The sequence below is a fragment of the Azospirillum sp. FG154 genome (assembly GCF_057809575.1).
Genome location: NZ_JBMDKF010000013.1, coordinates 14,710 through 41,706, shown reverse-complemented (window position 1 = coordinate 41,706; position 26,997 = coordinate 14,710). Strand labels below are relative to the sequence as shown.

Annotated in this window: 19 protein-coding genes and 2 pseudogenes; 9 read left to right on the top strand and 12 right to left on the bottom strand. The window is 61.1% G+C overall.

Annotation, left to right across the window (positions count from 1 at the left end; genetic code table 11):
• Positions 1-100 precede the first annotated feature (100 nt).
• Positions 101-2,137, top strand: a complete 2,037-nt coding sequence (locus ACODS4_RS16025; protein WP_488865340.1) for a glycosyltransferase family protein — start codon at positions 101-103, stop codon at positions 2,135-2,137.
• Positions 2,138-2,173: 36 nt separating this feature from the next.
• Here ACODS4_RS16025 and ACODS4_RS16020 read toward each other — a convergent pair whose 3' ends face one another.
• Positions 2,174-3,367, bottom strand: coding sequence for an FkbM family methyltransferase (locus tag ACODS4_RS16020; protein WP_488865338.1), 1,194 nt, complete (start codon positions 3,365-3,367; stop codon positions 2,174-2,176).
• A gap of 120 nt (positions 3,368-3,487) precedes the next feature.
• Here ACODS4_RS16020 and ACODS4_RS16015 point away from each other — a divergent pair, with 120 nt between their 5' ends.
• The gene (locus tag ACODS4_RS16015) at positions 3,488-4,390 is read left to right on the top strand and encodes a glycosyltransferase (RefSeq protein WP_488865336.1); all 903 of its coding nucleotides are present in this window, start codon (positions 3,488-3,490) and stop codon (positions 4,388-4,390) included.
• On the opposite strand, the gene ACODS4_RS16010 is transcribed toward ACODS4_RS16015, so the two are convergent.
• A complete protein-coding gene (locus ACODS4_RS16010) occupies positions 4,364-7,366 on the bottom strand; it encodes a methyltransferase domain-containing protein (RefSeq protein ID WP_488865334.1) in 3,003 nt (1,000 codons plus the stop codon). The genes ACODS4_RS16015 and ACODS4_RS16010 overlap by 27 nt on opposite strands.
• A gap of 83 nt (positions 7,367-7,449) precedes the next feature.
• Between ACODS4_RS16010 and ACODS4_RS16005 the strand changes: the two genes are divergently transcribed.
• Positions 7,450-9,225: a class I SAM-dependent methyltransferase gene (locus ACODS4_RS16005; RefSeq protein WP_488865332.1), complete on the top strand. Its 1,776-nt coding sequence runs from the start codon at positions 7,450-7,452 to the stop codon at positions 9,223-9,225.
• Positions 9,226-9,462: 237 nt separating this feature from the next.
• Here the strand turns inward: ACODS4_RS16005 and ACODS4_RS16000 are convergent.
• The 5 genes and pseudogenes from ACODS4_RS16000 to ACODS4_RS15980 all read right to left on the bottom strand — a co-directional run.
• Positions 9,463-9,654 (bottom strand): annotated as a pseudogene (locus ACODS4_RS16000) (IS66 family transposase); the annotation flags it as partial.
• Between the two features lie 244 nt (positions 9,655-9,898).
• Positions 9,899-11,149, bottom strand: a complete 1,251-nt coding sequence (locus ACODS4_RS15995) for a tetratricopeptide repeat protein (RefSeq protein ID WP_488865330.1) — start codon at positions 11,147-11,149, stop codon at positions 9,899-9,901.
• Positions 11,150-11,246: 97 nt separating this feature from the next.
• The gene (locus ACODS4_RS15990) at positions 11,247-11,945 is read right to left on the bottom strand and encodes an FkbM family methyltransferase (RefSeq protein ID WP_488865328.1); all 699 of its coding nucleotides are present in this window, start codon (positions 11,943-11,945) and stop codon (positions 11,247-11,249) included.
• A gap of 44 nt (positions 11,946-11,989) precedes the next feature.
• Positions 11,990-12,469: an RT0821/Lpp0805 family surface protein gene (locus ACODS4_RS15985; RefSeq protein ID WP_488865327.1), complete on the bottom strand. Its 480-nt coding sequence runs from the start codon at positions 12,467-12,469 to the stop codon at positions 11,990-11,992.
• 128 nt (positions 12,470-12,597) lie between these two features.
• Positions 12,598-13,464 (bottom strand): hypothetical protein, encoded by an 867-nt coding sequence (locus ACODS4_RS15980; protein WP_488865325.1) that lies wholly within the window; start codon positions 13,462-13,464, stop codon positions 12,598-12,600.
• 533 nt (positions 13,465-13,997) lie between these two features.
• Here ACODS4_RS15980 and ACODS4_RS15975 point away from each other — a divergent pair.
• Positions 13,998-14,831, top strand: coding sequence for an ABC transporter permease (locus tag ACODS4_RS15975; RefSeq protein ID WP_488865324.1), 834 nt, complete (start codon positions 13,998-14,000; stop codon positions 14,829-14,831).
• A gap of 52 nt (positions 14,832-14,883) precedes the next feature.
• Positions 14,884-15,666, top strand: a complete 783-nt coding sequence (locus ACODS4_RS15970; RefSeq protein WP_488865322.1) for a sulfotransferase family protein — start codon at positions 14,884-14,886, stop codon at positions 15,664-15,666.
• 11 nt (positions 15,667-15,677) lie between these two features.
• On the opposite strand, the gene ACODS4_RS15965 is transcribed toward ACODS4_RS15970, so the two are convergent.
• Together ACODS4_RS15965 and ACODS4_RS15960 are read right to left on the bottom strand one after the other, a co-directional pair.
• Entirely contained in the window at positions 15,678-16,625 is a 948-nt protein-coding gene (locus ACODS4_RS15965) for a hypothetical protein (protein ID WP_488865321.1), read from the bottom strand.
• The gene (locus ACODS4_RS15960) at positions 16,622-17,578 is read right to left on the bottom strand and encodes a glycosyltransferase (protein ID WP_488865319.1); all 957 of its coding nucleotides are present in this window, start codon (positions 17,576-17,578) and stop codon (positions 16,622-16,624) included. The genes ACODS4_RS15965 and ACODS4_RS15960 overlap by 4 nt, the downstream gene beginning before the upstream one ends.
• A gap of 258 nt (positions 17,579-17,836) precedes the next feature.
• Here ACODS4_RS15960 and ACODS4_RS15955 point away from each other — a divergent pair, with 258 nt between their 5' ends.
• A complete protein-coding gene (locus ACODS4_RS15955; protein ID WP_488865317.1) occupies positions 17,837-19,198 on the top strand; it encodes an ABC transporter ATP-binding protein in 1,362 nt (453 codons plus the stop codon).
• Positions 19,199-19,232: 34 nt separating this feature from the next.
• Complete coding sequence (locus ACODS4_RS15950) at positions 19,233-20,093, top strand: sulfotransferase family protein (RefSeq protein ID WP_488865315.1); 861 nt, start codon at positions 19,233-19,235, stop codon at positions 20,091-20,093.
• Positions 20,094-20,356: 263 nt separating this feature from the next.
• Here ACODS4_RS15950 and ACODS4_RS15945 read toward each other — a convergent pair.
• A pseudogene (locus ACODS4_RS15945) lies at positions 20,357-20,495 on the bottom strand (helix-turn-helix domain-containing protein); the annotation flags it as partial.
• A 376-nt stretch (positions 20,496-20,871) separates the two neighbouring features.
• Here ACODS4_RS15945 and ACODS4_RS15940 point away from each other — a divergent pair.
• Positions 20,872-22,440 carry a M10 family metallopeptidase C-terminal domain-containing protein gene (locus ACODS4_RS15940; protein WP_488865313.1) on the top strand — a complete coding sequence of 523 codons (1,569 nt, stop codon included), beginning with the start codon at positions 20,872-20,874 and terminating at the stop codon, positions 22,438-22,440.
• Here ACODS4_RS15940 and ACODS4_RS15935 read toward each other — a convergent pair.
• On the bottom strand, positions 22,430-23,674 hold the full coding sequence (locus ACODS4_RS15935) for a tetratricopeptide repeat protein (protein WP_488865311.1): 1,245 nt from the start codon (positions 23,672-23,674) through the stop codon (positions 22,430-22,432). The two genes, ACODS4_RS15940 and ACODS4_RS15935, sit on opposite strands and share 11 nt — an antisense overlap.
• On the bottom strand, positions 23,661-24,563 hold the full coding sequence (locus ACODS4_RS15930) for a peptidoglycan DD-metalloendopeptidase family protein (RefSeq protein ID WP_488865309.1): 903 nt from the start codon (positions 24,561-24,563) through the stop codon (positions 23,661-23,663). The genes ACODS4_RS15935 and ACODS4_RS15930 overlap by 14 nt, the downstream gene beginning before the upstream one ends.
• Before the next feature lie 278 nt (positions 24,564-24,841).
• Here ACODS4_RS15930 and ACODS4_RS15925 point away from each other — a divergent pair, with 278 nt between their 5' ends.
• Entirely contained in the window at positions 24,842-26,968 is a 2,127-nt protein-coding gene (locus tag ACODS4_RS15925; protein WP_488865307.1) for a glycosyltransferase, read from the top strand.
• Positions 26,969-26,997: the final 29 nt, after the last annotated feature.

The following is a 26,997-nucleotide window of genomic DNA, read 5'->3' as shown; positions in this document are numbered from 1 at the left end:
GTTCAAGCGGAACCGGGTGGGGCGCCGCGAGTGGCGCGTTGCTTTTCATAATCCTTTTCCGCCGGATGCGTTGCTGGCCGAGCGGGAGGTGGCGTTCCGTATGCTGCGCGTGGCCCAGACGAAGGGGTGGGAGGCGGCCATTCTGCACCGGGCGGTCGACATTGATGCGTTTGCGCCCGATATGGTGGTGTCGCTTCATCCGCAAGCGGCGCCAAAGCTGACCGGATGTTTCACCGTGGGATGCCATTGGACGCCCAGGCGGATTTACGAAGGTGATGTGCGGGCGCTTCAGAACGAACGTTCGTATGATGGCTGGCTGGTTGCGGGCGATTCCTTGCGCCGTGATCTGGAGGATGTGTTCTGGTCAACGGCCCGCCCAGTGCTGACCGCGCCCATGCAGCCGAGCGCCCCCGCCATCGCCCTTGAACCGTCTTTGTCGGCGAACAGCCGCCTGTTCTACATCGGATCCAATTGGGATGGGATGCGGTTTCCACTGTTGCTGTCCCGGTTGGCCGCCGCCGGGGTTCTGGCGCTGCATGGTCATCCCGACCGATGGCGACACATGGCGGAGGCCTTTGTGGGCGAGGCGCCTTTTGATGGTCAGTCGGTGATCACGCAGGCGAACCGCTGTGGTCTGGGTCTCTGTCTGCATTTGCCTGCCCACAGCGACGCCGGCATTCCCAACATGCGGGTCTTTGAATTGGCCGCCGCAGGCGCCCTGATTGTCGCTGACCGGCATCCCTTCATTCTCGACGCTTTTGGCGACAGCGTTCTCTATGTGGACACCGCGTTGGGCGAAGAGGCGGCGGCGGAAGAGATTGTGTCTCAGGTTGCGTGGGCGCGCGCGCATCCTGCGCAAGGGCGGGCGATGGCGAAAGCGGCCCAGGAGGTGTTTCTCAGGCGGTTCAGTCTGGATGTCCTGTTTGATGGTTTGCCGGATCTGATGGCGGCGGGCCGGATGGTTGTCCGCCCCATTCATACCCCGCCGTCCGGTGCGCCGTCCGTCGAGCTTGTGGTGCCGGTGGAACCGGGCGGGGTGGAGGATGCCCGCGCACGGCTTGCCGCCATTGCTGCGCAGACCGGCTGCGATCCGGTTGGCGTTGTGCTGGTTTTGTCTGGCGAGGCTGTGGAATTGGACGACCAGACACGCGCCGCTCTGGGCCGTGTGGTGATGTTGGAGGCGATGGCCGGAGAAACAACGGGACAGCGTTTGTGGCGTGGGTTGCGCGCCGCTACGGCCGATTGGATCGGCGTTCTTCCGATCGGCGCGCGTCCGTTTCCCAACCACGTCGCCTCCCTGCTGGCGACCGCCGCACAATTGGAGGCCGATGCCGTGTGTGCGGGCGTGCTGCAACCCATGAACCGGGCGGAGACGCCATCCTGGGCGGTGGCCGAGGTGATGCCGATTCCCATTGGCTTCTCCGTCATTGACCCCTCCAGTCCGACGACGGTTGCGGCCTCGTTGCACAGCGCGGGGATTCTGGCGCGCCGTCAGCGGTGGCGACCGGCTCTGCGCCGGGACCCCGGTTTGGAGGGGGGGGCTGGCGCGTTTCTGACCCATCAGCTCATCGCTTCGGGGCGGTTGGCAAACAGCGGCCTGCTGTCCATGGCGGTGTCGGAACGGGCCGACGCTGGGATGGGGGCGGACGAATTCCGGTTCCAACGGCTGTGCGGCATCGGGGTGCGGCCCCTTGGGAATGCGTCAATCCCCCAACCGTCCTGCGCCCTGACGCCGGTTGCCGCCTATTCCGATCTCGACCCGGAACGGGCAGGCCGCTTGCCGCGTTTGTCGGAGCTGGCGGATTTCTCCCGTTTGCCTGTGGATCGTCCCGTTTATATTTATGGGGCTTCGCGAGGGGGGCGAATCGTGCAACTGGAGACCTTGAAGTGGGACCATCTGAGGCTTGCAGGCTTCTTGGACAGCTCCAAGCGTGGCGAGGTCTGGGGACTGTCTGTTTGGTCGCCTGAAGCGGTGGCCGATGCCTTGGCGGGGGCAACGATCATCATCGCCAGCCAATATGTTTCGGAAATCGCCAAGAGGCTTGAGGCGCTTGGCGCCTCCGTTCCCTACAACGCGTATCCCTTCATCGCCCGACATCCCTCCCCCCCTCGTCCGACGGGCGAAGGGACAGGATGAGGCGGGACTGACCCAATTCAGACGCCCCCGCCCCAATCAAAAGAAACCGTTTCGGTGGAATTCCGGTCGGTCCGCAGGAGCGAACAGGAAGTCGACCTGCCACAGCGCGCCGTCCGCCGGACGCCACAGCGGTTCGGCCAGATCAATCACGCGGAAGCCATAGCCATCCATCGTTGAGACCATGCGCTCAAAGCGTGGGCAGGCGCCGCCCGCTGCGACGTTGTAGGTTTCAATCACCACGAGCGCGCAGTGGGTGAGGGTTTCCTGCGCGCCTTCCAGAATCGCGGTTTCTGCGCCATGGGTGTCCAACTTCAACAGATAGGGGCCGGGCAGCCTTGTCCGTGCGACTTCGGCGTCTATGGTGATTTCATCGACGGTCCATGCGCCTGCGCTGTCGGCGGGAACGATCGCCCCGCCAAACGGTTGGTCCGGGTCGTTGCTGAAGGCGATGCGTCCACCATCCTGCGCGCCTACAGCGGCGATTCGCGCGCTGCAACCGCTGTTGCGGGCGCATTGCCGTTGCAATTCGTCTTTCCAGTGACCGAACGCTTCGATCATGTGACAGTGGGCGTTTGGCCAGTGCCGCCGGGCGAGTCGCGACCAGCTTCCGTTTGCAGCGCCCACATCAATCACGGCGCCGACCTCGACGCCACGCTGCGCCATCCGCTTCAAAGCCGAGTCGAAAGAGGTTGCGGCGCGCCCACCCAGAGCTTCGGCAAGCGCAAGAGCGGCCCCTGGTTCGTCGGGGTGTTCCATCACCAGAGGCAGCAACACCCGTGCGGCCTCTTCAGGCAGGTCATTTTCCAGAAACGCACGTCCAACCTGGGTCAACACCGTCGGATTGCCGGGGGATAAGGCCAGAGCACGCCGGTATTCCTCTTGCGCCTCGTTGAAACGCCCCTGCTCGCGCAGGGTGTTGCCAAGCTGGCGGCGCGCTTCGATGTTGTCAGGGACAAGCGCCAAGGCATCGCGATAGGCGTCTTCGGCGGCGCCAAGGAGACCCACCGCTTTCAAGGTGTTGGCCAGGCGATGCCGGGCTGTCGCATGCTCGGGAGCGCGGGAAGAGACGCGCCGGTACGCATCGGCGGCTTGTGCGAAACGGCCGTGTTGACGGAAATTCTCTCCGATCTGGAACCATTGCGTGTCTGTGGCGGGCAAATCGGATCCATCGGCTGTATGGTGGGGGTTCCCTGCCAATGCGGTGTGTGGCATGTCCGGTTTCTGCATCATTGGTTCCCTTGAGCGGCGCCGTGCGACGAACGGTCGGTTCGCCGCATCTGGACAAGCGCCCTGCCTTCTTGCCTCATGCGCAGGATCGTCTTTGTCAGGAACCGGGCCGTTGTACGCATCATGCGCCGTTTCACCATTGTGACCCCTTGCCGCAACGCGGTTGAACTGATCGACGACACCATTGCGAGCGTCGTGACGCAATCCGGCCCTTTCCAGCTTCGCTATCATTTGCAGGATGGTGGGTCAACGGATGGAACCGTCGAACGTTTGAAAGCCTGGGAGCGGGCGCTGGCCAATGGTGGCTTGCCCAGCGGTCCTGATGGTGGGATTCGGATGACGTGGGAAAGCGCGCCGGATGGTGGATTGTACGATGCCCTTGACAAGGGCTTTCGGGTTGTCGGAGTGGAAAAAACCGATTGGATGGGGTGGATCAACGCCAGCGACCGTTTGGTTCCATCGGCCATGGCCACGGTTCTGGAGCTTGTGCGGGCGGATCCGTCCATCCGTTGGCTTGGTGGCCGGACGGCCCATATCAATCGTTCCGGCACCCTGATCCGGATGGAGGACGCTGTTGGTTATCCCCGGCGCAGCCTTGCGGTTGGATTGCACGATGGACGGCATTTGCCTTTTGTGCAGCAGGAAGGGTGTTTTTGGGCCGCAACCCTGTGGTTGGACGCGGGAGGGCGATTGGATGCCTCGCTGCGCGCTGCAGGCGATTTTGAGCTGTGGCGCCGCTTTGCCAAGCACAGCGATTTTGTGATGGTCAACAGCGTGTTGGGCTGCTTTCGCCGCCACCCCGGCCAGATCAGCGATGATCTGGCCGGTTATTACCGTGAGGTGGACGCCCTGACCATGCCCGGCGCGATGGAACGGGATGCCGTGTGGTCCCTGTATGAGCGGCTGGCCAATCCGAAAGATCATGGTGGTCTGGCCGAGGCTGGCTTTATGGGGCCGGTTTTGCAGCATGATTCCCGGATTGATGGTTGGCGGCGTCTGTCACGCCCCCCCTTCTCCATCCGTTGATGCGGCTGGCAGGCGTTTGACCGCTTCCATGAACAGGCTGTCCGGTTTGCGGGTTGCTCCGTCCACGGTGGTGTCCAGGCAATAATCGCTGAAGCCGGGGATGACGGATGACGAGGCGTCGCGGACGTGTGGATCGCTGAACCCGGCCCGTTTCAGCAGGCGATGCAGAGAAAAACGGTCGTACATCCACTGATGCGCCTCGCCGGAGCGCCGGAATCGACCCGTTGCGGCGTCATCAAGTTCGGTGGTGATCGTGTCTTGTCGTGGGCCAATCATCGCCAGCGTGTCGCGTCCGATGCGTTCGGCGATCAAGTCGGCGGCCCGCAGAGGGCGCCGGGTCAGGAGGCGTTGCATATCGCCGCCGGAGCGATGGCGCACCAGTTGATCCAGCATTTCGACCACCAGCCAATCGTATCGCGCATCGTCATCGGGCGTCGCATCCGATGGTGATCCGGCGACACGATCCAGCAGCCCCAGATAAAGGCGGCATTGGGTTTCCAGATCGGGAACCGCGACCCGAATGATTCCGCCCGGTTTCAGGACGCGCAGGCATTCCCGGATCAGGAACGGCGCGTCCCGGCGGGGCAAATGTTCCAGAACATGGGAGTGATAGACGGCTTCAAAGCTGTTGTCAGGGAAGGGCAAGCCGGTGGCGGCGTTATGGACCAACGTCCCGTAGCCATGGGGGACGATGTCCATGTTGACCCAATCTTCGTGAAAACGGCCGCCACAGCCAATGTTCAGCAGGGCGGGTTTGGGTGGGGTGGCGACTCCCCGGATGGGTTCGCACAGAAAGGTCTTTGTGACGGTTTGTTCACCCAGAACGCCACGCAAATCATAGGGCAGGCTGCGCCACACCCGAACCACCCGCAACCCGTGCCTGGCAAACAAAAATCGCAACTCTCCTTCATTCAGAACAACCTCCGCCATCGGCTGGCCATAGCCGCTCTTCGTCAGGAAGCTGGTGGCGCGTCCCGATAGGACGGGAACCGTGTGGAAGACGCAGAAATGGCGCGCCACCCGTGCGGCTTCGGCGATGGCGGCCTCGTAATCCATGATGTGCATCAGAGAGACGCCATTGAAAACAATGTCGACCGATGCGTCTGGATGTGGCAACCGCGTGGCGTCGGCGACGGCCAGGGACAGAGAGGGGCGTCGCTTGATCGCCGCAGCGATCATCGTTGGGTGACGATCGATCCCGCTGTAGTGAACCGATCCGTTCAGCAGGTGGGCGAACACGTCGGCGTAATACCCGCCGCCACACCCGATTTCCAACAGGGAGGGAGCCGTCAATCCGGTCGCGGCCACCGCTTCGGCGGCGATGGAGAGATCGACACGGGGTGATCCCGCCCGCATGTCCGTCAGCAGCGCTTCGTACGCGTCGTTTTGCCATTCGGCGACCGAGTCGGATGACCAGCCATCCGCCACGGACACGGCGATGGCGGTCGTGCGATCAACGACGGTGTATCCATCGGCTGTGAATTGAAGGGGGGCGATGTCGTAATCGCGGCTCAGACGCGCGTGCATCCGCACAACCGCATCCAAAGGAACGTTCTCGCGCTCCACCATTTTGGGTGCGGTGGGGGTGATGGGGCCGATGTCAGCCTGCGGGTAGCGGTGGCGGGCGATCTCGGCTGCGATGCTGTCGGTTGGCGTGATCCGCAGGCGCACGTCATCCCAACCGTCATCGGCAAGACGCAGCGCGTGTTCGAGTGACAGGAGCGCCGTCGCCGCGTTGGATGCGCCAAAGCGTGCGGAGATCATGGACGTTGCGACTGTCTGCGTTGATTGAGCGCTCTCAGAGCGTTCGCTGACCAGATGCCGGCGCACGATTTGGTCAAACCAGATGGCGCGTCGTTCCATGCTGTGATCCTGGAGGCAACGCCGCTGTCCGTTGGCCGCTATGGCTTCCCGCTCTTGCGGAGTGGCCAGCAGGCGCAGAACGGTTGCGATCAGATCGTCGGCGGTCTGGAATGTGGCGGCCTCCCGGCCTGGTTCAAAAAAGTCGGCAAGATTCTTGTAATGCGGGGTGAGCAGGCAGGCCCCGACCCCTGTTGTCTCGAAAAGCCGCATGTTGGTGGTTTCGTCGCTTCCCACATCAAACGACGCGCCATCTCGGTCGTTTGCCAGGATGGTGGCGCGGGCGTCGAAAACGATGCGCCCGCTCTTCAAGGCCTGTTGCATGCCAACGCCGAAGACCGGAGGCTGTAGGCAGCGTTGGACGGCAGGGGAAAGATCATCAAGGGCGCCGCTCAGGTGCAACGCCAAACTGAAGCCGTGCGTCTCGCTGGCCTCAGCCAAGCGGCGCAGCAGTGTGTTGCGCAGAGCGTGTTGCGTGCTGGTGTATGATCCTGCAAACACGACGTCGTGTTGAATCGGGGCATCCGCGACAGCGTCTGCGATCCAAGTGGGGAAGCCGGGGGCGTATGGGACCGCAGCCATGGCGCCGAACATGGGCGCCATGGCTCGGACCTGGGACAGCCCCGACAGGATCACATCAAAGGCGCTCCAGTCGGTGTTGACCGGGATGTCCGTTCCTTGCCAACCAATCACCAGTCTTGGGCGTCGGCGCAAGGAGCGGATGAAGCGGCTGTCATAGGTGATGGCGTCGCTGCAATACAGAATGTCAGGCGCAAGCGCGTCAATGCGTGCACGCAGAGCTTCGGTTGGAAACACGCAGCGCGGTGGGTTGGCGACCCCCTGCTCTTTGAGCCACGCCGCCTGCAGGGGAATGGCGTTGCCGACGACGAAATGAGCGTCGTACCCCAAAGAAGCAAGATAGGGGGTGATGATGTGCGCCGCGCTGAAGCCATCGTCGAGCAGAGCGCGTGTTTGCGCATCCGATCCCATATCAAGACGGGCCGGTTTCTGCGCGTAGAAATGATCAAGATACGCGGGGTAGAAGCTTTCCAACTGAACGAGTCGCAGGCGTTCGGGGGATCGGGTGGGTGTTCTATGGCTGTTGGGGTCGATCATCGGAAAAGCCGCCTCTGGTCCAGCGCGGAAAGCGCACTGTTTTGCTATCACTGGCCTGAAGAGTTAAGGAAGCTTTATTTCCGTTGAGTCTGTCCATTGCGCCAGCTCTCGGCCATACTGGATCATCGGTCCGCTGGTTTCTGGGGCGCTGCATGGTACAGCCTGTCTTTGAACATGAATTTTGCACCTATTTTGATTCCCGCTACCTGACTCGTGGATTGGCGCTTCTCGAATCCCTGCGCCGCAGTCCTGCCCCTGTTCGCCTGCACATCTTGTGTTTGGATGATGAGGTGTGGGAACGATTGTCCGCTGTGCCGGACGACGGAGTTCGCCTGTTGCCCTTGGCGAAGTTGGAGCGACTGGATCCCGAACTGGCTGCGGTGCGGGCGGAGCGGCCCGGAGCGGCCTACTACTTCACGCTGACGGGATCGTTCTGCAAAGCGATTTTTGATTGCAATCCCGAGATCAGCCGACTTACCTATGTGGATGCGGATTTGTATTTCTTTCAGGATCCCAACGCCATCTTTGATCAGATTGGGAATTCTTCAATTGCTATTGTTCCTCATCGTTTTTCTAAGAAAAACTCGTGTCGGCGTCGATATGGATTGTTTAACGTTGGGTGGTTGACTTGGCGTCGCGATCAATCTGGAATGTCTTGCTTAGAAGATTATCGGCGTCAATGTTTGGATTGGTGTTATGATTATGTCGATGGAGATCGATTCGGCGATCAGAGATATTTGGATGATTGGCCAGTTCGTTATAATAATGTTTGTATTTTAGAACACCGGGGAGTCAATTTGGCTCCGTGGAATCTTGATTCGGCCACCTTGACGCTTAAAGGAGATGAGATCTGGGTGGATGACGTTCCGCTTCTGTTTTTTCATTTCCATCGTTTTCGTTTGGGGGCAGCGGGAACAGCGCAACGGAATTTGGGCGAATATGGCGTCATCGAACCACGGCCTGACCAGAGCGTTGTGGATCGGTTGTATGGGCTTTATGAAGAGCGCCTGCGTCATTTCGCTGAACGCCACGCTCTGCCCCACCATGTTGACAGTTTGCGGGATGAAGAAGAGACGGCGCGTCCTCCATCCTCATGGGAGCATCGACCAGACGGCTGGATCACAGATCCGGATTTGGCGCCAGGTTGGTCAAAACGCACAGCGCTGGAAGCAATGGCGGCGCGTGTGGCGGTGGTCCGGCGGCGGATGGGAACGACACAACCCATCGGTGGTGATCTGCGCGTTCAAAACGAAGTGATGACTCTGGCTTACGCAGCCTTGCGTGTGGCGTGCGGTCGCACTCGGGTGTCTGTTTTGGATTGGGGAGGGGGGCTGGGTGGGCTTTACCCTGCCCTGTCCAGTCTTCTGCCTGGAATAACGCTGGACTATCATGTGCAGGAGCAGGAAGAGGTTGCGGTTTTTGGCCGATCTCTTACACCAGAGGCTACATTCACCAGTGTGGATGGCGGTTTTGACGGATCCCCGTATGATTTGGTGATCGCGCAAGCCGCGCTTCATCATACGGAACAGTGGCAAGAGGTGCTGGCCAAATTGGCTGCGGCGACCAAGGGAATCCTGGTGTTGTTGCGGGTTCCGGTGGTCTGCTCTGTCCCAACTTTTGCCATGCTCCATCATGACAGTGGATCGGACTATCAAAGCGCCTATCCGTGCTGGGCGATCAATCGTCTGGAGTTGATAAGGGCGAGTGAGTTGGCGGGGTTGCGGCTTGATCGCAAATTGGTTCCAACAGAGCATCAATGGGTGAATCATGCTCCAGAACAGCCGGAAATTTGGGGGTTTCTTTTCGAGAAGAAGAACAAAATCGTTGTTTCAGACTATGAATCTCGTCATCATGCTTGATGGCGTGGATTTTCGTGAATATCAATAGGGATTTCAGAAAATATTTTCAGGATAAATCGTATGTATATATACTGTTAAATTTAATCATTATTGTATGTTTCAGAGATTATCTTGATGCAATTTTGTAAGTTCATGATTGTGCTTGATTTGTTTTGGTTGGCTCTCGGTGATTCCCGTTCCCCGGACAGTTTTGCGGCTGGGATAAGCTTGGCTCAGGTCCGTGTCATGCCGCCAATCCGATCCCGGTCGGGATCGGGGGCCATCCTGCGACCCCGGGATGTGGGAATTTGACGACGCCTTGCGCGGCTTGCCGACCAGCGTCTCACGTTCTGTGATCCGCGCGGCCAAGCGCTCGATCAACGCCGCTTGCTCCACAAACAGGCGCCCCTTCTCGGCCTCACTCAGGTGGAGGCGCGGCGGATTCTCCATCCCGGCGTTGACTCATATCCAGCCGCATGGCGTTGCCTGACGATGGTCAGGCAGCTCAAACGCCATCAGCTTCAGCCAAAATCATGCCAAAATGCTCGTCATTTCCGCACATACGCGCTCATTGCACGCAAAAACACAGGTTCTTCGAGGTGTTCAGCAGCCAAACTGTCCGGAAAACGGGAACCAGATCATGCAGGCTGAGCTTCGGCCTGTATGATCTGGTGTCTACTCGCGCGGAGCAGGCTCAGAAAACGGCCCCGCGCGCCCGATAGACAGCTTTCATTTGCTCGGTTGCCCAAGGGCGCAGGTGGGAGGCAACCGCAAACCAACGGTACTGTTGGTCGATAACGCTCTGCTGGACAGCGCGGGCCTCTTCCTCTTGGCCAGCCAAGTGCAAGGTGAAACCCCAATCGATGTGTATGCTCATCGCATGGGGGGCCAGAGCAGCAGCTTTGCTGTGCAATGTGTTTGCTGTGGCATAATCACCCTGACGTTGGGCAATCAGAGCCTGCATATTGATAAATATTGGTTGATAGGGCGCGTTCCCCTGGCTCATAGCTTCATCAATTGCGATCTTGGCGTCGGCCAAACGCCCGGCGCCAATTTTGTTGAGGACCAAAATGCTGACGAGATCAAGATTTGCCGGGTTGCTTGCAATGGCGGGGGCCAGAAGCTGTTCTGCCTCATCAAATCGATTCTGAACCAGCATGAGGTGCCCCATAAGATCAATAATTTGCACCCTATAGGGATCCTGATTGAAAGCACGTTGCAATTGATCTTGAGATTTTTTAAAGTTGCACAAGTATAGATTTGTATTTGCTGAACTTATCAGAATGTTAATGTTGTCTGGGTCACTTTCCAATGCGACACTGTATGAATTTTCTGCTTTTTCCATCCCAGATGGGATTTCCCTATAAAGCAAACCAATTTGAAAATAAAGAGACGAATCGTTAGGGGATATGTTTGACGCTCTATCCAAAATATCGAGACAAATTGACTGATCCAATTTTATGAAATGGCGACTCAGTATGAGGTAACGTTTAACCAACTCCGCGCGGATTTCTTCATTTATCGCCAAAGAGGCCGCTTTATCAAGCCGACTGATGGCTTGCTTCCACTCTTGCGTTGAGATGTCGTGATCGGCCAGAAAGCACAACTCCATAGCTTGTGCCTGGGTATCGAAATCAGCCGTCAAAGCCAAGCCTTGCGCGCGGCTTTGCGCAGCATCTTGACTTTGCCCGCTGTGCTCCAAAGCCAGGAACAGGCCACAATGGGCGATGAGCCGATGCGGATCGGCCTCGACAGCCCGAGAGAAAGCGGCGGAGGTTGCCGTCCAGTCTCCGGTTCGCCACAGCGCGCAACCCATTTCGAAATGGTAATTCCACGCGACGTCTTGCCGGATGCGATGACGCCATCCATCGAAATCGATCGCCGGGGTTTGCGTGTTGGTGGCCGGATGAATGGGCAGAGTCATCGTTTTGTCCGTGCTGTCCATGTGAGAGGTTACGCCGTATGGATAATTGGAGACACCCGCAGCTCGGCATACTCCTACCCTAAGCGGGCTGTTTCAATCGATAGGGGTAACGTGCCTGTCAGCAAGGCCGTTTCTGGAAAAAAATACTGCGCGGCAAGCGGATGACTGGTTCATATCCCACTTCATCCATAAAACGAACCAAGGGGCTGTCCATGAGATGAGCCGCGTTGGCCTGTCCATCCTCTGCGATCACCAAGGTTGGACGGTACCGGGTCCAATCGTTTGATGACAGTACGGTTAAGTCAAACCCTTCTGCGTCGACGTTCAAAAAGTCGATCACTTGCCCATGGGGGAGATGAGTGTCCAAAATCTGGACGAGCGGTTGAACCGGCACGGTCATTTGACCCACCAACCGGTATGGGGTGTTGGCCTCCAGGTGCTGAGCGCGCTCTGCGTCAAAGGTGTTCAGGGCTGCGTCGTCGAACATGAAATAAGTCAATTGACCTGCGTTTGCCGCGATCCCGATTTCCAGATTGACATCGCGAGGGCGAGTGGACTGAAACGCTTTCATGCCATATGGATAGGGATCAATATTGATCCCTGACCAACCTTTCAAATAGAAGGCATAGGTATTTGAAAAACGCCTTGGGTGATGAGCGCCAACATCCACATAAAAGCCAAATTTCTGAGAGGGAATGTTCAGCAAAGCCGCGATTAGAAGATCCTCTCCCTCTTGGCCAAAACTAAGCGATACAAGGGGATCTTGTAGTATTTTCTCCATTTGTACTGAATCAAGGGAGAGTTCGCTGCGCTTCATATTGGCATTACACTTCAGTGTCAGTCTGGCTGTTGATGAAATAATTATCCCACGATCTTCCACGAGCCATCCGGTTGACGGCAGGCGCTGCCGTGGGCCTGCTCGGTTCTACCACCAACCACGATGGTCTGCTGGAATTCGCGGCAATAAGCTCCACCTTCGGCGTAGCCATCCCGGATCGGCACGATGGTTCCCTGGTTTCCGGATTGGGGATTGTTCCAGCGGATGGGTTGACCAATGGGGGCGCTGTAGGCACGAGTGGCGGCTTGATCCGCGTAGGTCTGATCGGCCTTGTCCAACGACGCGCCGATTTCCCGTCCGACGAAGGCGCCGAGCAGCGAGCCGACGCCCACAGCCACCAGTTTGCCCGTGCCGCCGCCAAAGCGCGAGCCGATCAGGCCGCCGGCCACGGCGCCGCCAACGGCGCCAAACCCCTCCTTCGTACCTATGGAACCGGTCTGGCACCCCGCCAGAACAGTGGAGGACAGGGCAGCGATCAGAACGGCGGAACGGACGCTGTGCATGATACAAAACCTCGTGGCGAAAACGCTGTGCATGGATGACACTACATCATCCAGCAATCACACGAAACATGGAGAGCATGCTGTGGGTTGTCAGGAGGCAAGCCGAGCAAATCATTGACGCTCCGGCGTCAGCGTCGGAGCCACCGTCGCGCCTGCAAAACCACCCACGCCATCCAGCGATTGCCGAACGAACGCGGGAAACGCTGTCGGTATGGGTGCATGATCCGCAGGCCGTCTTTCCGGACTGTTTCCGCCAGAACGGCGTTCAGAGAAATGTCCTGTCCAACAGCGTTCAACAACCGTTCCCGTTCCGGGGCCTGGCGGGTGACGGGGTTGCTGGCCCACCAGGGACGGTAGGGGTGCTCCACACAAAAGGGAATTCCGAAAACCCGCGCAAGGGTTGGCAGCTTGTATTCTAGGAAACCGGCGAGCGGTGGTCCGGCGGCGTTGTAGAGGTCCAGAAAACGCCGGGGCAGGCAGACGACGATGAACAGGCAGCATAGCAGCGCATCGCGATAGCCATGTTCCGTTTCCAGATAAAGACGGAACGCGTCTCGGTCCGCGCGCTTTTCAGGGTCGGCTCCGTTCAGCCATCCCCACCAGTCGGCGACCTCATGCTCAGGGCGTAACCCCGAAAACAATGCCTCTCCTGGCTTCAAGGTGGGGAACAGCCGCTCCACTGGCGCCAGAAGCAGCATGTCCCATTGAACGATGACGATGGTGTCCCACGCCAACGCATGCCCACGATCACGATGCCAAGCGGCGATGAGCTGATCGCCATGCTGCCATTTCCAGTGGGAATCCTGGTTTTCGGTGAAAACATAAAAGTCGTTGAGCCAACAGCTCAGCCGGGCCTGGACGTGCGCGGCCTCTGCCGGATCGCCCCCGTACAAACCATAGATCGGGCGGTTCAGGTTGCAGGCGCGCAACGCCGCCAGCCGGTTTTCGCAGACGTCCAAATCCTTGTAAAACCAAAACAGAAGGGCGAGATTCATCGGCGCTGGGCCTTATCGACAGCCGGCTTTCAAAGGCGCAAGGCGCCCATGTCGCTTGTTATGCCCTCCGCTCCATGGCTTGTCCAGAAAGCCGCCACGAGCATGGAGGATTGGTGAAAACGCCGATATCGAAAACGTGGACGCCACAAAAACCCCTGCCCATTCGAGGTCAGGCGCTTTGCCGGTTAAAACCATTTTGATAAGAAGGGAAAGGGACTGCCAACTATAGCGCGCGCACACCACGAGGCATGGGGCTGCAACCTCAACGTCGCGCGCTATAGTTGGCAAACTCAGCTTGGCTCGAAAGCAGGATAAAATGGGCCGCAGCGCATTGCACATTACTTCTTGGCAATGTTGGGCGGGGAAGGAAAAAAAGTCGATGGAGGCATGGCGACACGCTGCGTCTTCGGCTTGGCTCCCCCTTGCCCCTTCCTGGTGTACTCGGGCGAGATAAGCGTGTTATAGATCACCCGCCCGTGCCAAAGCGTGGCCCACCTCTCTCCGATCCCATTCCCTGACCGAATACCAAAGCGATGTTCGCGAGCCTTTTGCGCATTCCCCACAGCCTGTTCCAGCATCATTATCTGGTGCGTCAGTTGACATGGCGTGACATCGCCGGACGCTATCGGGGGTCGGCTGTTGGCCTGCTCTGGTCGTTCCTGACTCCGCTGGTGATGCTGGCGATGTACACGCTGGTGTTCGGTGTGATGTTCAAAACGCAATGGACCGCAGGAGCGCCGGATCAGGCTACAACGGCGACCGATGGGCATGTCAGCTTCGCCCTGATCCTGTTCGTCGGACTGATTCTGCACAGCTTTCTTGCCGAGTGCCTGAGTCGCGCTCCCGGTTTGATCCTTGGAAACGCCAATTTGGTCAAGCGTGTGGTCTTCCCTTTGGAAATTCTGGGCTGGAGCACGATTGGATCGGCGCTGTTCCACGGGGCCATCAGCTTTGTGGCGTTGTTTGCCATTTACGGGTTGGTGCAGGGGGTGCTGCCCTGGACGGTGATCCTGCTGCCGGTGGTGGTTTTCCCCTTCGTGCTATTGACTCTGGGGTTGGTGTGGTTTCTGGCGTCTTTTGGGGTCTTTCTGCGTGACATTGGGCAAGTGATGCCGCCGTTGTTGACCCTTATGCTGTTTCTCAGCCCGATCCTGTTCCCAAGCAGCGCCATTCCCGAAGCGTTGCGCGGCTTTCTCGTTCTCAACCCGTTGACCATTCCGGTGGAGCAGGCGCGCGGTCTGATCATCTGGGGGGTTCTGCCCAATTGGCCGCAGCTTGGGATTTACAGCCTTGTCGCTGTTCTGGTCGCCGCTGCCGGTCTGTACTGGTTCAACCGCAGCCGTCCGGCCTTTGCCGATGTGATGTGACGGTCGTTGCCGCTGACTGCCTCTTCTGCACCAACTCGGTAATCATCCCCTCATGCTCCAGTTCCTTGGCATCGGCGCCCAGAAGGCCGGCACGACTTGGCTTTACTTCAATCTGAAGAAGCACCCGGATGTCTTCCTGACGGAGGAAAAGGAGCTTCATTTCTGGGACTGGCACCGCGCCCGTGGTCTGGATTGGTACCGAGATCAGTTTACGGTCGCCCCGACCGGAACCGTGGCGGGGGAGATCACCCCGGCCTATGGAATCCTGTCATTGGATGTGGTGACGGAGATCCGGCGGGAGTTCCCTGATCTCCGTCTGATTTACCTGATGCGCAACCCGATCGAACGGGCGTGGTCGGCGGCGCTGATGGCGTTGCCGCGCGCGGAAATGACCCTGCAAGAGGCGTCGGACGCTTGGTTCATTGATCATTTCAATGCGGGTGGATCGGCCAAGCGCGGTGATTACGAAACCTGCCTGACCGTCTGGCGCAGCCACTTTCCCGCCGAACAGATCCATGTGGAAACCTTCGATGACATCGTTGCCGATCCACGAGGGGTTATGAAGCGCTGCTGCGCCCATCTTGGCGTTGATCCGGCGGTGTATGACGGCATTCCCGACGACTCCCTATCCACCCCGCACAATGTCGGCTCCGGTCAGCCGATGCGGCCGACCCTGCGCCATTATCTGGACAGGATGTACCGGCCCAAGATCGAACGGCTTGGCCGGTATCTGGGACGTGATCTTTCCGGTTGGTTGTCCGGCCCTTTGCCGCCGCTGACCCTGTCCCAACGGTGGCGTGTCTGGTTGTCCGCCCGCGCCCATGAGTGCCGCTGACCAATCGACGGTCAGGGAGCCGGATCGCTGTAACACCCGGCGGTGAGCAATTCATCACGGTGGGCGGCGGCGAAATCGCCGAGAAACGCTCGCTGCATCACCGCCAGGGGCGGTGCGCGAAAGACCTTTACCGTTACTGGCAGAGCGCGCCCTCCCGGTTCCCGCAACCCACCGCTGCGCTCCTCGTGATGCGCGCCGCCAATGGAGGTGGCGTGCAGGAGCAGGGCGTTTTGCCCACCGCACATGATCGGCGCGGCCTCGTCACCGGAGTTGGCGATGCTTGCCAACCGACGGCCATGGACGTTCCACACCGCTCCGTTCAGCACCCCGCAGCGGCGACCGCCGCCCCAAGCGACCAGATTGAACGCGTTCTGATCGCTCATCGGGTGATCGGCCATGGCCGCGCATTGGTCGCGGATCTCGGCCAGGGCGGCGGAATCCCGGCAAAGGAAGAAACCGGAGTTGAGGTAAGGGCGGGTTGGCGGAATCCCTGTCGCGGCGACTGCGGCGGCAAAGGGAGCAACCGGCCAGCGATCAATGAAGGATCCAATGTCGGCGGTCTCGGCGTCAGGCGCGGCGGCCAGCGTCACGCCCGCCCGCGCCATGCCGTCGCACAAGCCGCGCAGCGGCGCGTCCAGCGGACCGACCGCCATCATGTCGCCGTCGATCCAGATCAACGGCTCTTTCCAAGCATCCGGAAGTTCGGCCAGATAATCGGCAAGGGCCACCTTGGCGAGATAGGGGTGTGCGCCGTCCGGGATCCGGGCCGGTCGGGGCAAGAGCCGCCCGGATTGCTCCAAGAAACGTCGCTGCGCCGGGGTCAGGCCAAAGTCACACACCAGAGGTGGCGGGGCGGTGGGAAGCCATCGCGCCAGCGACTGGGTCAGCAGGCCGGTCATTGCGAAGTAACGGGCGTCCGCCCCGGTGACGATGCGGGCGGGGAACGGGGATGCGGTCATGCGTGCCCCCCATAGAAAGCGGTTAGGGCGTCTGCGATCCGGTTGGGGGCGTGGGTGGCGGCGGTCGCCTGTCCCGCCGCGATCATCGCTGCGACGGTGGAATCCCCGCGCTCCAGTCCGCGCAGGACATCGGCTAGGGCATCGGCGCAAGCGACCATCTCATCGCTGAAGAACCAACGCCCGTTTTCCGGTGTGGCGTAATCCAACCCCCCCATACCGTGGAAACCGACAACGGCGCAGCCGCTGGCCATCGCTTCCAGCGCGACCATGCCCAATCCCTCGCGGTGGGCAAGCGACAGCAGCGCCGCCGAGCCTGCCAGGATCTCAGCCACCTCTTCTTCGTGACGGCCAACGATCTCCACCCATTCGACGTTTGCCAGATCGGGGTTCTTGTGGCGAAAGACCGCCCGGATGAAGGCGGCGTGCTCCGGCAGCTTGCGCGGCAGGACAGCCACCCGCAGACGTTTTGGTCCTGGGCGGAACAAGACCGGATCAATGGGGGGCGATAGGACTGGAACGTCGGCCCAACCGACCACGCCATCAAAAAAATCGGCAATCGCCCGGCTGGCCGCCGCGACGCGGTGCACGCCAAGATCGACCGGTTGACGCCCGTTCAGCCGTTCCAGCCGCAGATAATGATGGTTCTGACAATACAACACCTGTTGGCACGCCAGGGCGCGCGCCGTGTCGAAATGGCGGTCCATCTCCTCCCCGAAGACCAGACAATCGGTTGGATCCACGCGCAGCCGCTGGCTGCTGTCCACCACGGCGCGGGAGCGAAACCACAGCGGTTGGCCGTGTGGGGCGACAATACGGGCGTCGATTCCCAGATCCGCCAGCAGTTCGGCGTGGCGGTGGATGACTTTCACCCCGCCAGCCAACCCATCAGCCGGCGCGCCGGTCACGAACAGGACACGCGTGGGGGCCGGAGCATCGATTGTCGGAATCATCATCGTTGCCCTTCTTCTGTCCGCGACCATGCCGCCCATCGTCAACGCTTTGTTTTCTTAGTGGGAAAACCATGGCGCGTCCAACCTTCCCGCTGTTGTGGCGCGGAGGTGGCGGCGGTGCGTCGAAAAGAATAAGGTTGCGTGGCGGAAGCCCACAGGACTATGTATGCCCCGCTTCTGGACGCGCCCTTCGGATATTGCGTGCGTTGTGTTGCGGCAGGATACGGCAAGCTTCCCGGGTTCTACAGCGGTTCGTCCTTCATGCTCCGATCCGATTTGGCCATTGCGGTCCGCGACGTCTCCAAGGTTTACCAAATCTACAGCCGTCCCGAAGACCGTCTGAAGCAGGCGCTGTTCCGGCATCGCCGCCGCTATTATCAGGAATTCTGGGCGCTGCGCGGCGTCGGGTTTGAGATCGAGCGCGGCAGCACCGTCGGGATCGTCGGTCACAACGGTTCGGGCAAATCGACCCTGTTGCAGATCATTTGCCACACCCTGCGCCCATCGGTGGGTGAGGTGATGGTGAATGGCCGGGTGTCGGCGCTGCTGGAGTTGGGTTCCGGCTTCAACCCGGATTTCAGCGGGCGCGAGAATGTTTATCTGAACAGCGCCATCCTGGGATTGGATCGGAACGAGACTGACCGCCTGTTCGACGACATCGCGGCTTTCGCCGACATTGGCCCACACCTGGACCAGCCAACCAAGACCTATTCAACCGGCATGGTCATGCGGCTTGCCTTCGCCGTTGCCATTTCCGTCAACCCGGACATCCTGGTGGTGGACGAGGCTTTGGCCGTCGGTGACGAAGCGTTCCAGCGCCGTTGCATGGCGCGGATCGAGGCGATCAAGGCTAAGGGCGCCACCATCCTGTTCGTTTCCCACTCGGCCAACCAGGTGGTCGAGCTGTGTGATCGCGCCATCCTGCTCGATCATGGCGAGCTGCTGTATGACGGCCCGCCGCGCCGCGCGATCAATTTCTATCATCGGCTGCTCTACACCCCGGCTGACCGTCGGGCAGCTTTCCGTGAGACTCTGTTGGCGTCCCGTCGGGGAGAGGCTCCATTGCCCGATGAGAGGGTGGGGGGCGCAGCCCCGATCCCCGATGAGACCAACGCCGCAAAGGGCGACGCGGAGTTGGAGGAGCATTTCAATCCCGGCCTCGTTCCTCAAAGCCCGACGGCTTACGAAACCCGGGGGGCCTGCATTCTCGATGTGCAAATCCGGTCGCAGGACGGTCGCCGTGTGAATGTGCTGATGTCGGGTCGCCGTTACACGATCCAGTATCAGGTCAAAATCGACGACGCGGCCTGGGGGGTCGCCGTCGGGACCCGGATCAAGACCGTCACCGGCGTCGAGCTGGGCGGAGCGACGACGCTGAACACCACCCGCGTTCTGGATTATGTGGAGGCCGGAACGACGCTGGAGGTGACGCACGAGTTTGAATGCCGGATGATGGAAGGAACCTATTTCCTCAACGCCGCGATTTCGGGTCTGATCGAAGGCGAACGGCATTGGTTGAGCCGTTTGGTGGACGTCGCCATGTTCATGGTCCTGCCGGTGCGTGGGCGCTGTTCCAACGGCCCCATTGACTTCGCGTTCGACAGCCGGGCGCAACCGCTCTGAACCTCAGCCGTTTCCACACCAGCGGATGCATGCAATGTTCAAAGGCCTGTTCTCCCGCCCCCCCCGTCGTCGGGTGGTCATCGTGCTGGGGATGCACAACAGCGGCACCTCGCTTCTGGCGCGCGCTATCGCCTTGATGGGCGTGGAGCTTGGCCGTCACGTGCTGACGCGTGAGAATTTTGAGCAGGCTCCACGTTACGATTATTGGGAACACGCCCAGATCACCGAGATCCAGGATCGGCTTTTGCAGATTCTGGACCGTTATTGGAATCGCGAAACCGCCGATTGGCCGATTCCAGACGCCGCGTGGCAACAACCGGAGGTGTTGGCGCTCAAACGTGAACTGGCCGACATCGTTCGGCGTGAGCTGGATGAGACGCCGGATCTGTGGGGGTTCAAGGACCCCCGCACGGTGCGCCTGATGCCGTTGTGGAACGACATCCTGACGTCATTGCGGCTTGATCCATTGCTGCTCATCAGCCTGCGTGGACCGGGAACTGTCGCCACCTCCTTCGCGTCCAAGGGGCAGGTGCCTTATCCCCAGGCCGAGCGGCTGTGGACCCGGCATTATTTCGAATCGTTGCAGTACAGCCAGGGCCTGCCTCGTCTGGTCGTCGATTACGACGCCTGGTTCGCCGATTGGACCCGCCAGTACGACCGGCTGGCCGATTTTCTAGGGCTGACCGATCCGGAAAAGCGGGCGGCGGCGCGAGCCGATGTCGCCAAGACCATCGATCCAAATCTGAAACAGCACGCGGCCAACTCCGACGCGCCAATTCGTCCCATCACCCGCGATCTGCACAGTCTGCTCCTGCGCATGGCCGCCGGAGGGGAGGATGTGGCGACCGAAGCCCGCGTGTTGGCCCGACAGGCGGAATTGTCGCAAGCCGAGTGACGGTTTACGCAGTCGGTGAATGATGTGGAAGCGGATCGGATCGATCTGCGTCCGGTTCGGTGGATTTGGATCAGTTCCTTGAGGCTCTCGATGCCGCCCTCGGTCAAGGCATAGAACGGCCCGCCACCGATGATCGGAGGGATCGCATCCAGCTTGCGGGCGATCGCCGTGCTCGCCGAAATAGGGGGCCGGACACGAAAGCGATCATATTGTTCGGTTCATGCGAACGTAATAGGAACTACGCGACCAGCATGGATGCCGGGCGCCGCAGCGACCAGAGCGGCAAAGTTTTTTATGAGCCTCAATCGCCGCAGCATCCTGCTGAGGATGCTGGGGACGCACCGACAGGCGACGGAACCCCAGACGGCGCGGCAATCCGCCAACGCTACGCTCGGCCAGCAACTCCGCCGAACTCAGGTCCAACCGCGTGATCGCAACCGCCGCCATGCACGCCTCCTTCCGCAAGCCGATAGCGAACACGATTCAGACCAAAAGGGAATCCCCCGGCACGAGTCATCCTTCAATGCCGCTGGTGTAAGCACTCAGAAAATGGCGGCGTGACTCACGAACAAATGCCGCAGACAATCCCGGCGCGGTTCACCCATTATCGTTAGCACGTTCCGATGTTTGACAACCGGATCCTTGCACAACGGACAACAGTCAGATTGTCGATCCCGACCAAATCCATTATTTTGCATCGGCTTGACAACAGTCGCGTCCCATAGGCGAATCATAGACGGCCTGGGCTGCGTTGGATTGAAACAGGAGACGTGCGCACATGGCAACGCCCACCAGCAGCGAACAGGTGTCCTCCGTCTCCCGTTCTTCCCAAACCTACATTGATGCGCTGCTGGTTGGCACAAAGTGGGGTGGGGGCGTTGGCGCCGGTCTGACCTTGACCTACAGCTTTCCGAGTTATGGCAGCAGCTGGTCAACAGCGTCCACATCCAGCGGCGGTTATGGCTCCAGTTCGGGCAGCGGTGAGCCTTGGGGCAACAACCTGACGCCATTGAACGCTCAACAGCAAAGCGCCTTTGCCCAGGCGCTGCAATCCTGGGCAGCCGTCGCCAACATTTCCTTCACTCAGGTTGCCGACACCGCGTCCCAGGTGGGGGATATCCGGGTTGCCTTCAGCGCCACCCTGTCGGACGACACATCAGGGCACGCCTATTACCCCTATGGGCAACAGGGGTCGGGTGGTGATGTCTGGCTCAATCCGGGTGTGTCGGCCAATCTCAACCCTCTGCCGGGCAATTTTGGCTTCATGGTGATGGTGCATGAAATTGGCCATGCGCTGGGGCTGAAGCATCCGTTTGATGGCTCTCCCACCTTGACGGGGGCGGCCAACACCAACCAGTACACGGTGATGGCCTATGATGAGGCGGCCGGTTCCACGATCTATCCCGCCGGACCGATGCTCTATGACATCGCCGCGATCCAATATCTGTATGGCGCCAACACCTCCTACCGCACCGGAAACGACACCTATCAGTTCAGCGCCTCGTCGGAAGAGCTGAAAACCATTTGGGATGCGGGCGGAACTGACACCTTCGACGCGTCCAATCAGGTGGTGGGGGCCACCCTCAATCTGAACGCGGGCAGTTTCAGCTCCATCGGCATCCGCTCGGGCGGCAGCGCAGCGCGGCAGAACGTTGCCATCGCCTTTGGCGTCACAATCGAAAGCGCCAAGGGTGGTTCAGGCGGCGATTCGATCATCGGCAACGCTGAGGCCAATGTGTTGGAAGGCAACGGGGGGACGGACACCATCGCCGGCGCCTCGGGTCGGGACGAGGAGCATGGCGGCGATGGCGCCGACCTGCTGTTCGGCAACCAGGGCGAAGACACGCTCTTCGGCGAGGCGGGTGATGATCGTCTGTTCGGCGGGGTGGACAATGATTCCCTGCTGGGAGGGGATGGGGCAGACCAGTTGAGCGGTGACAACGGCGCCGATGCGCTGTACGGCAATCGCGGGGCCGACACCCTCTTCGGCAACACCGGAAACGACACGCTGTTCGGCGGGGCCGACAATGACCTCCTCTATGGGGGACGTGACGACGACCGTCTGTTCGGCGACGGTGGAGCCGACACGCTGGTCGGCGGCTTGGGATCCGACACCCTCACCGGTGGCGATGGGGCTGATCTGTTCCGTTTCCAGATTGGCGATGGGACGGACACGGTGGCCGATTTCAGCGGCGATTCCGGTGATCGGCTGGCCTTCGGCGACCGGGCCTATGCGTTGAAGGCCGCTGTGTCGGGTGATCTCGTGATCGACTTCCTGAACGGCGACACCATCACCTTGATGGGTGTTGCGTCCAGTCAGTTCTCAACAGCCTGGCTCACAGCCTGACCGTTTCGGCCATGGCCCTCAGATCGTCGGTTATCCGGGCGATGACCGACGGCCAATCCCCGAAGGTTGGCTGACGGAACAGGCGGACGGTCGGATACCATGGGCTGTCCGCGCGATCCCGCATCCACCGCCAATCCGGGTCTGTCGACAGCAACACCCAGCACGGTTTCCCCAACGCCCCGGCCAGATGAACAATCGCGGTATCAACCGCGATCACCAGATCCAATGTGGCGATCTGCGCCGCAGTGTCGGCAAAATCGGTCAGGGAGCGGCCATGCCGGATCACACGGCCGCCATCCGGCAAGCGGTCCAGATCGTCTTCGTCCACACCCTTTTGCAGGCTGTGGATCTCGATCCCCGGCATGGCGAACAGTGGGGAAAACAGCTCCAGCGGGCAGGAACGCTGCGCGTCATCCGGGTCCTCGCGCCGTCCCGCCCAGACAAGGCCAACCCGCAACCGGCCACCGATCAAGGGATGCGCCGCATCGGGAAGCATCAAATACGGGATGGCCGCAGACACCCTGTCAGCTCCGGCGCCAAACAGGCGAGGCAAGCTCATCAGAGGCACATGGGCGGCGTAGGGTGGAGTGGCCTCCCCCTCCGACAGGATGGCTGCACAGCCCGGCAGTCCGGTCATCAGACGGCGCAGTTCATGGGGGACCGCCAGCACCACGCGAGCTCCACGTTCCGCCGCCAGTGGAACATAGCGGGCGAACTGGATCGTGTCGCCAAACCCCTGTTCGGCATGCGCCAACAGGGTTTCACCGTTCAGCGGTCGCCCATCCCAAAACCGATCCCAATGGCGGATCCACCCCACCGGGCCTTTCAAACGCCACCGCTCTTCATAGAGCCGGAATCCGTTGTCAAGCTGTCCGGCGGCCAGCAAGGCCATGGCCAGATTGTAGCCGACACGGGGGTCGTCGGGGGCCTGCGAGCGGGCGGCGCGGAAGTTCGTCACCGCTTCGGACAACCGCCCCACCTTCATCAAGGCAACCCCCAAATCGCCTTGCGCCCCCCTGTCGCCCATCACTGCTGCTGCGGTGAACAGCCGCACCGCCGCCGAATAATCGCGCGCGGTGTGGCGCAGCACGCCCAAGCGGCGCAGGACGGGCGCGCAGGACGGATCGACGCTCATCAAGGCCCGGCAAACGGCCTCCGCCTCGGCCAACCGTCCAGCCCGGCTGTGAGCCTCGACCGCCGCCGCCAAGCGCCGGACCACCTCAGCGGACGTCAAGCCGCCGCTCCATCTCGACCATCGCCTTGCCTTGGCGGACCAAACGGAAGACCGCGCGATAGCCGCCCGGCGCCCAGCCATCAGCGGGACGCTTCATCCCACTGAACCCAAACCAACTGACGTTCGACGCGCTCAGAGCAGTCATCCGTTCGGACAGCACGCGCCCGTTCGGGCCCACGATGCGGAACCAGGCCTCATCCCCCGCCAGAACCCCCATCACATCGGCCCAGAAGATCATGTTTGCCGAATCCCGCCCCACCGCCGCCGCCTGATACGCGCCACGCCGCGCCTGTTCAGCGTCCGGGCGATCAGTGGCGAAACCAGCGATCAACCCGGCGGTTTCGCGATACACCAGTTCAGAAGCGGCCTCCACGCTCCACAGCGGCGCACGGGGCGCGTCGCAAGCCGCTCCATCTCCGGGGGCGCTGTCCGGGCCAACGAAGGGATCGATCACGCGACCGCCGTGGCGCACCTCGAAATGCACATGGGGGAATACGGTCAAACCGGACAAACCGACCAGACCCAACCGCTGCCCGGCCTCCACCCGATCCCCCGGCTTGACCGCAACGCTGCCCTGACGCAGGTGGGCATAGATCGTCTGCCAACCATCCCCATGATCCAGCACCACGATGTTGCCGCCGCCTTGGTTCTTCAGGGTTGCCGGATCCGCCTGCCGCATATCCACATCAGCCACGCCGTCACGGGTGGCCCGCACAACCCCAGCCGCCGCCGCCAGGACCGCCACGCCTTCCCGCATGGCGACATGATCGGGCAAACGGATGTCCGTTCCGGTGTGACCATCATAGGACAAGCGACCGCAAGCGTGGTCACGCCGGTCAGGACTGGGGTCGTGATCGACATAATTCTGGACGACGCAACGCTCTCCCATCGCGCAATCGATTGGAAGCCGCAGACGTGGAACATCCGCCGCCGCCGAACCAATGGTCAACCCGACCGTGGCGGCGCCAGCAACGAACAGAGCGGTGACAGATGAAAGACGAATTGGGAAAATCATTGGTGCGCAACACTCCGCTCTCCCCTGCTGAACATAGGGGCTTGAAGAACACAGGCGCCTGAAGAACTGACCCCAATGGTCGTGCTGAATGCGGAAGAGCTTGGCCTGAACAGGGGTTCGGCGCTACTCCTCGGGGTGCCGCGTCCCATGACGTGGCGATATTGCCCGCAGCGTTATTGGAATGCAACGACATGCCCGATTCAGCGAAGCCGGACCACACGGTGGTGATGACGTCACCCACCCCGAACAGCCCGCTCCGCCCGGTGTCCGTTTGCATCGTCACCCATGAATTTGCCGGGGTGCCGGGGAGCGGCGGCATTGGCACCGCCTTTGCCGGACTGACAGAAACGCTGGTGGTCGCCGGTTGCCCTGTCACCGTTCTGTGCACGGGGTTGCTGCCTTTGCCCTCCGGATTCGAACGGAACGATCCGGATGGATTGACCATCCGCCAGCTCCCCCCCGCCCCAATGCCCTTGGATGGTGACGATCCGTTCCTGCGCCTCTCGCACGACGTCTTTGTCTGGTTGCGTGGACAGCGCTTTGATGTGGTTCACTTCGCCGATTGGACCGGGTTGGGTTTTTTCGCCACCGCCGCCAAACGCCAGGGGCTTGCCTTTGCCGAGACGACACTGGTGGTCGGTCTGCATGGCCCGACCCGCTGGGTGCGAAGCGTCACCGGTGGCGGATTGGAAGGCCCCGGTGAGTTGGCCGTTGATTTCCTGGAGCGCCGTTCGGTGGAGCAGGCTGATGTGGTGGTCAGCCCGAGCCTTCACCTGCTCGACTGGGTGCGCGCATCCGGTTGGACGTTGCCACCACAGGCGGAGGTTCGGCAGAATATTCTGCCAACTCCGCCTCACTCCCCCTCCGCCACCGCCACCCGCCGCCCGGTGTGGGAGCTGGTTTTTTTCGGACGGCTGGAAACACGCAAGGGCGTCAGCCTGTTTTGTGACGCGCTGGATCGGTTGGCGCACGACACACCAGCGCGCGACACGATGCTCCAGATCACCTTCCTGGGCAGTTCCGCCCCGGTGGAGGGAGAGGATGGGGCTGCTTACGTGCGTCGCCGGGCCACCGCTTGGCCTTGGTCGACAACGTTCCGGTATGGGCTGACTTCCACCGAAGCCTTGGGCTATCTCGCCGGAGACGGGCGGTTGGCCGTCATGCCATCGCTTATCGAGAACTCGCCCTGCGTGGTGGTGGAATGCGCGCTCCAGGGACTGCCGTTCCTGGCCAGCCGTGTTGGCGGCACGGCAGAACTGCTCGCCGAAGACGACGCGGGCACGGTCCTGTTCGCTCCGGACGCCGACGCCTTGGCCAACCGGCTTGCGCAGACGCTGCAAAGCGGAGCAGCCACCGCTCGCTTGCGCATCCCCCAACCGGACATCGCCGCCGCCTGGCGGGGGTGGCATATGTCCACGGCGGGGAACACCGACGTCACACACCTCACCGCAACGACGGTGGCCTCCCCAGACGCCACCCAGGACTACACACTGCTCGCGGCGCCGCATCTGTGTCTGATGGATGGGGCGGTGGACCGCATGATGGCGGTTGCCCGGCGCACTGGCGCCGAGATTGTCACCGGTGCGGTCGAGGCTGCGGATGGTTCCCGCCGCTGGCTTCTGGCTGGGGGGCCTGCCGCGCTTGGCCTGTGGCGCGATGTGGTTGGTCCTGGTCCCTTGCTGGTCCGAAGCGACCGATTGGCCGCCTTTTCAGCGGACCCCACCGAATGGCCCGCTGCGATCATCGAGCGCCTGCTCCGTGGCGACCGGCTTGAAACGATGCCCATCACGGTTGCCACCCTGATTGCGTCCGGCACGATGTCCAAGCCAGCGCTCGCATCACCGAGCGATCGGCTGACCCCCTTCCTGGCTTCTGGGGACGTGATCGCGGATCTGGCCCGTCTCGCCCTGGGATTCAACACGGCCAACGCACGGGCGATGACCGAACGCAACGCTTTCGCCTGCGCCCGAGACAGCGCCAACAGCGCGCGTTATCGTTTGCAGGACGAACGCAACCGTTTGGCCCGCGCCCTTGAATCCACAGTGTCGGGCGGTCGGGAAGACCGTCAACGGGCGCGATTGGCCGCTCTGTTGGCATCGCGCTCCTGGTCCATATCGGCTCCGTTGCGGCGGCGTCTAGGGGGAAGCAGTGGTCCGGACTTGGCGGCCCTGCCGCCGGACCGCGCCGTGGACACCGTCCTGTCGTCGGTCTGGTGGGATCTGACCGCGCCATGGCGGTTGCTTGCACGGCTCATTCGCCGCGTTCGCCAGCGTCTATAACGCCAGCGAGCGGACCTTAATCAACGAAT

Excerpts from the sequence above, each read along its gene's own strand:
- ACODS4_RS16025 (WP_488865340.1), top strand. The coding sequence starts at position 101 with ATGCTGCGCGTGGCCCAGACGAAGGGGTGGGAGGCGGCCATTCTGCAC.
- ACODS4_RS16020 (WP_488865338.1), bottom strand. The coding sequence starts at position 3,367 with ATGATGCAGAAACCGGACATGCCACACACCGCATTGGCAGGGAACCCC.
- ACODS4_RS16015 (WP_488865336.1), top strand. The coding sequence starts at position 3,488 with ATGCGCCGTTTCACCATTGTGACCCCTTGCCGCAACGCGGTTGAACTG.
- ACODS4_RS16010 (WP_488865334.1), bottom strand. The coding sequence starts at position 7,366 with ATGATCGACCCCAACAGCCATAGAACACCCACCCGATCCCCCGAACGC.
- ACODS4_RS15995 (WP_488865330.1), bottom strand. The coding sequence starts at position 11,149 with ATGGACAGCACGGACAAAACGATGACTCTGCCCATTCATCCGGCCACC.
- ACODS4_RS15990 (WP_488865328.1), bottom strand. The coding sequence starts at position 11,945 with ATGAAGCGCAGCGAACTCTCCCTTGATTCAGTACAAATGGAGAAAATA.
- ACODS4_RS15985 (WP_488865327.1), bottom strand. The coding sequence starts at position 12,469 with ATGCACAGCGTCCGTTCCGCCGTTCTGATCGCTGCCCTGTCCTCCACT.
- ACODS4_RS15980 (WP_488865325.1), bottom strand. The coding sequence starts at position 13,464 with ATGAATCTCGCCCTTCTGTTTTGGTTTTACAAGGATTTGGACGTCTGC.
- ACODS4_RS15975 (WP_488865324.1), top strand. The coding sequence starts at position 13,998 with ATGTTCGCGAGCCTTTTGCGCATTCCCCACAGCCTGTTCCAGCATCAT.
- ACODS4_RS15970 (WP_488865322.1), top strand. The coding sequence starts at position 14,884 with ATGCTCCAGTTCCTTGGCATCGGCGCCCAGAAGGCCGGCACGACTTGG.
- ACODS4_RS15965 (WP_488865321.1), bottom strand. The coding sequence starts at position 16,625 with ATGACCGCATCCCCGTTCCCCGCCCGCATCGTCACCGGGGCGGACGCC.
- ACODS4_RS15960 (WP_488865319.1), bottom strand. The coding sequence starts at position 17,578 with ATGATGATTCCGACAATCGATGCTCCGGCCCCCACGCGTGTCCTGTTC.
- ACODS4_RS15955 (WP_488865317.1), top strand. The coding sequence starts at position 17,837 with ATGCTCCGATCCGATTTGGCCATTGCGGTCCGCGACGTCTCCAAGGTT.
- ACODS4_RS15950 (WP_488865315.1), top strand. The coding sequence starts at position 19,233 with ATGTTCAAAGGCCTGTTCTCCCGCCCCCCCCGTCGTCGGGTGGTCATC.
- ACODS4_RS15940 (WP_488865313.1), top strand. The coding sequence starts at position 20,872 with ATGGCAACGCCCACCAGCAGCGAACAGGTGTCCTCCGTCTCCCGTTCT.
- ACODS4_RS15930 (WP_488865309.1), bottom strand. The coding sequence starts at position 24,563 with ATGGGAGAGCGTTGCGTCGTCCAGAATTATGTCGATCACGACCCCAGT.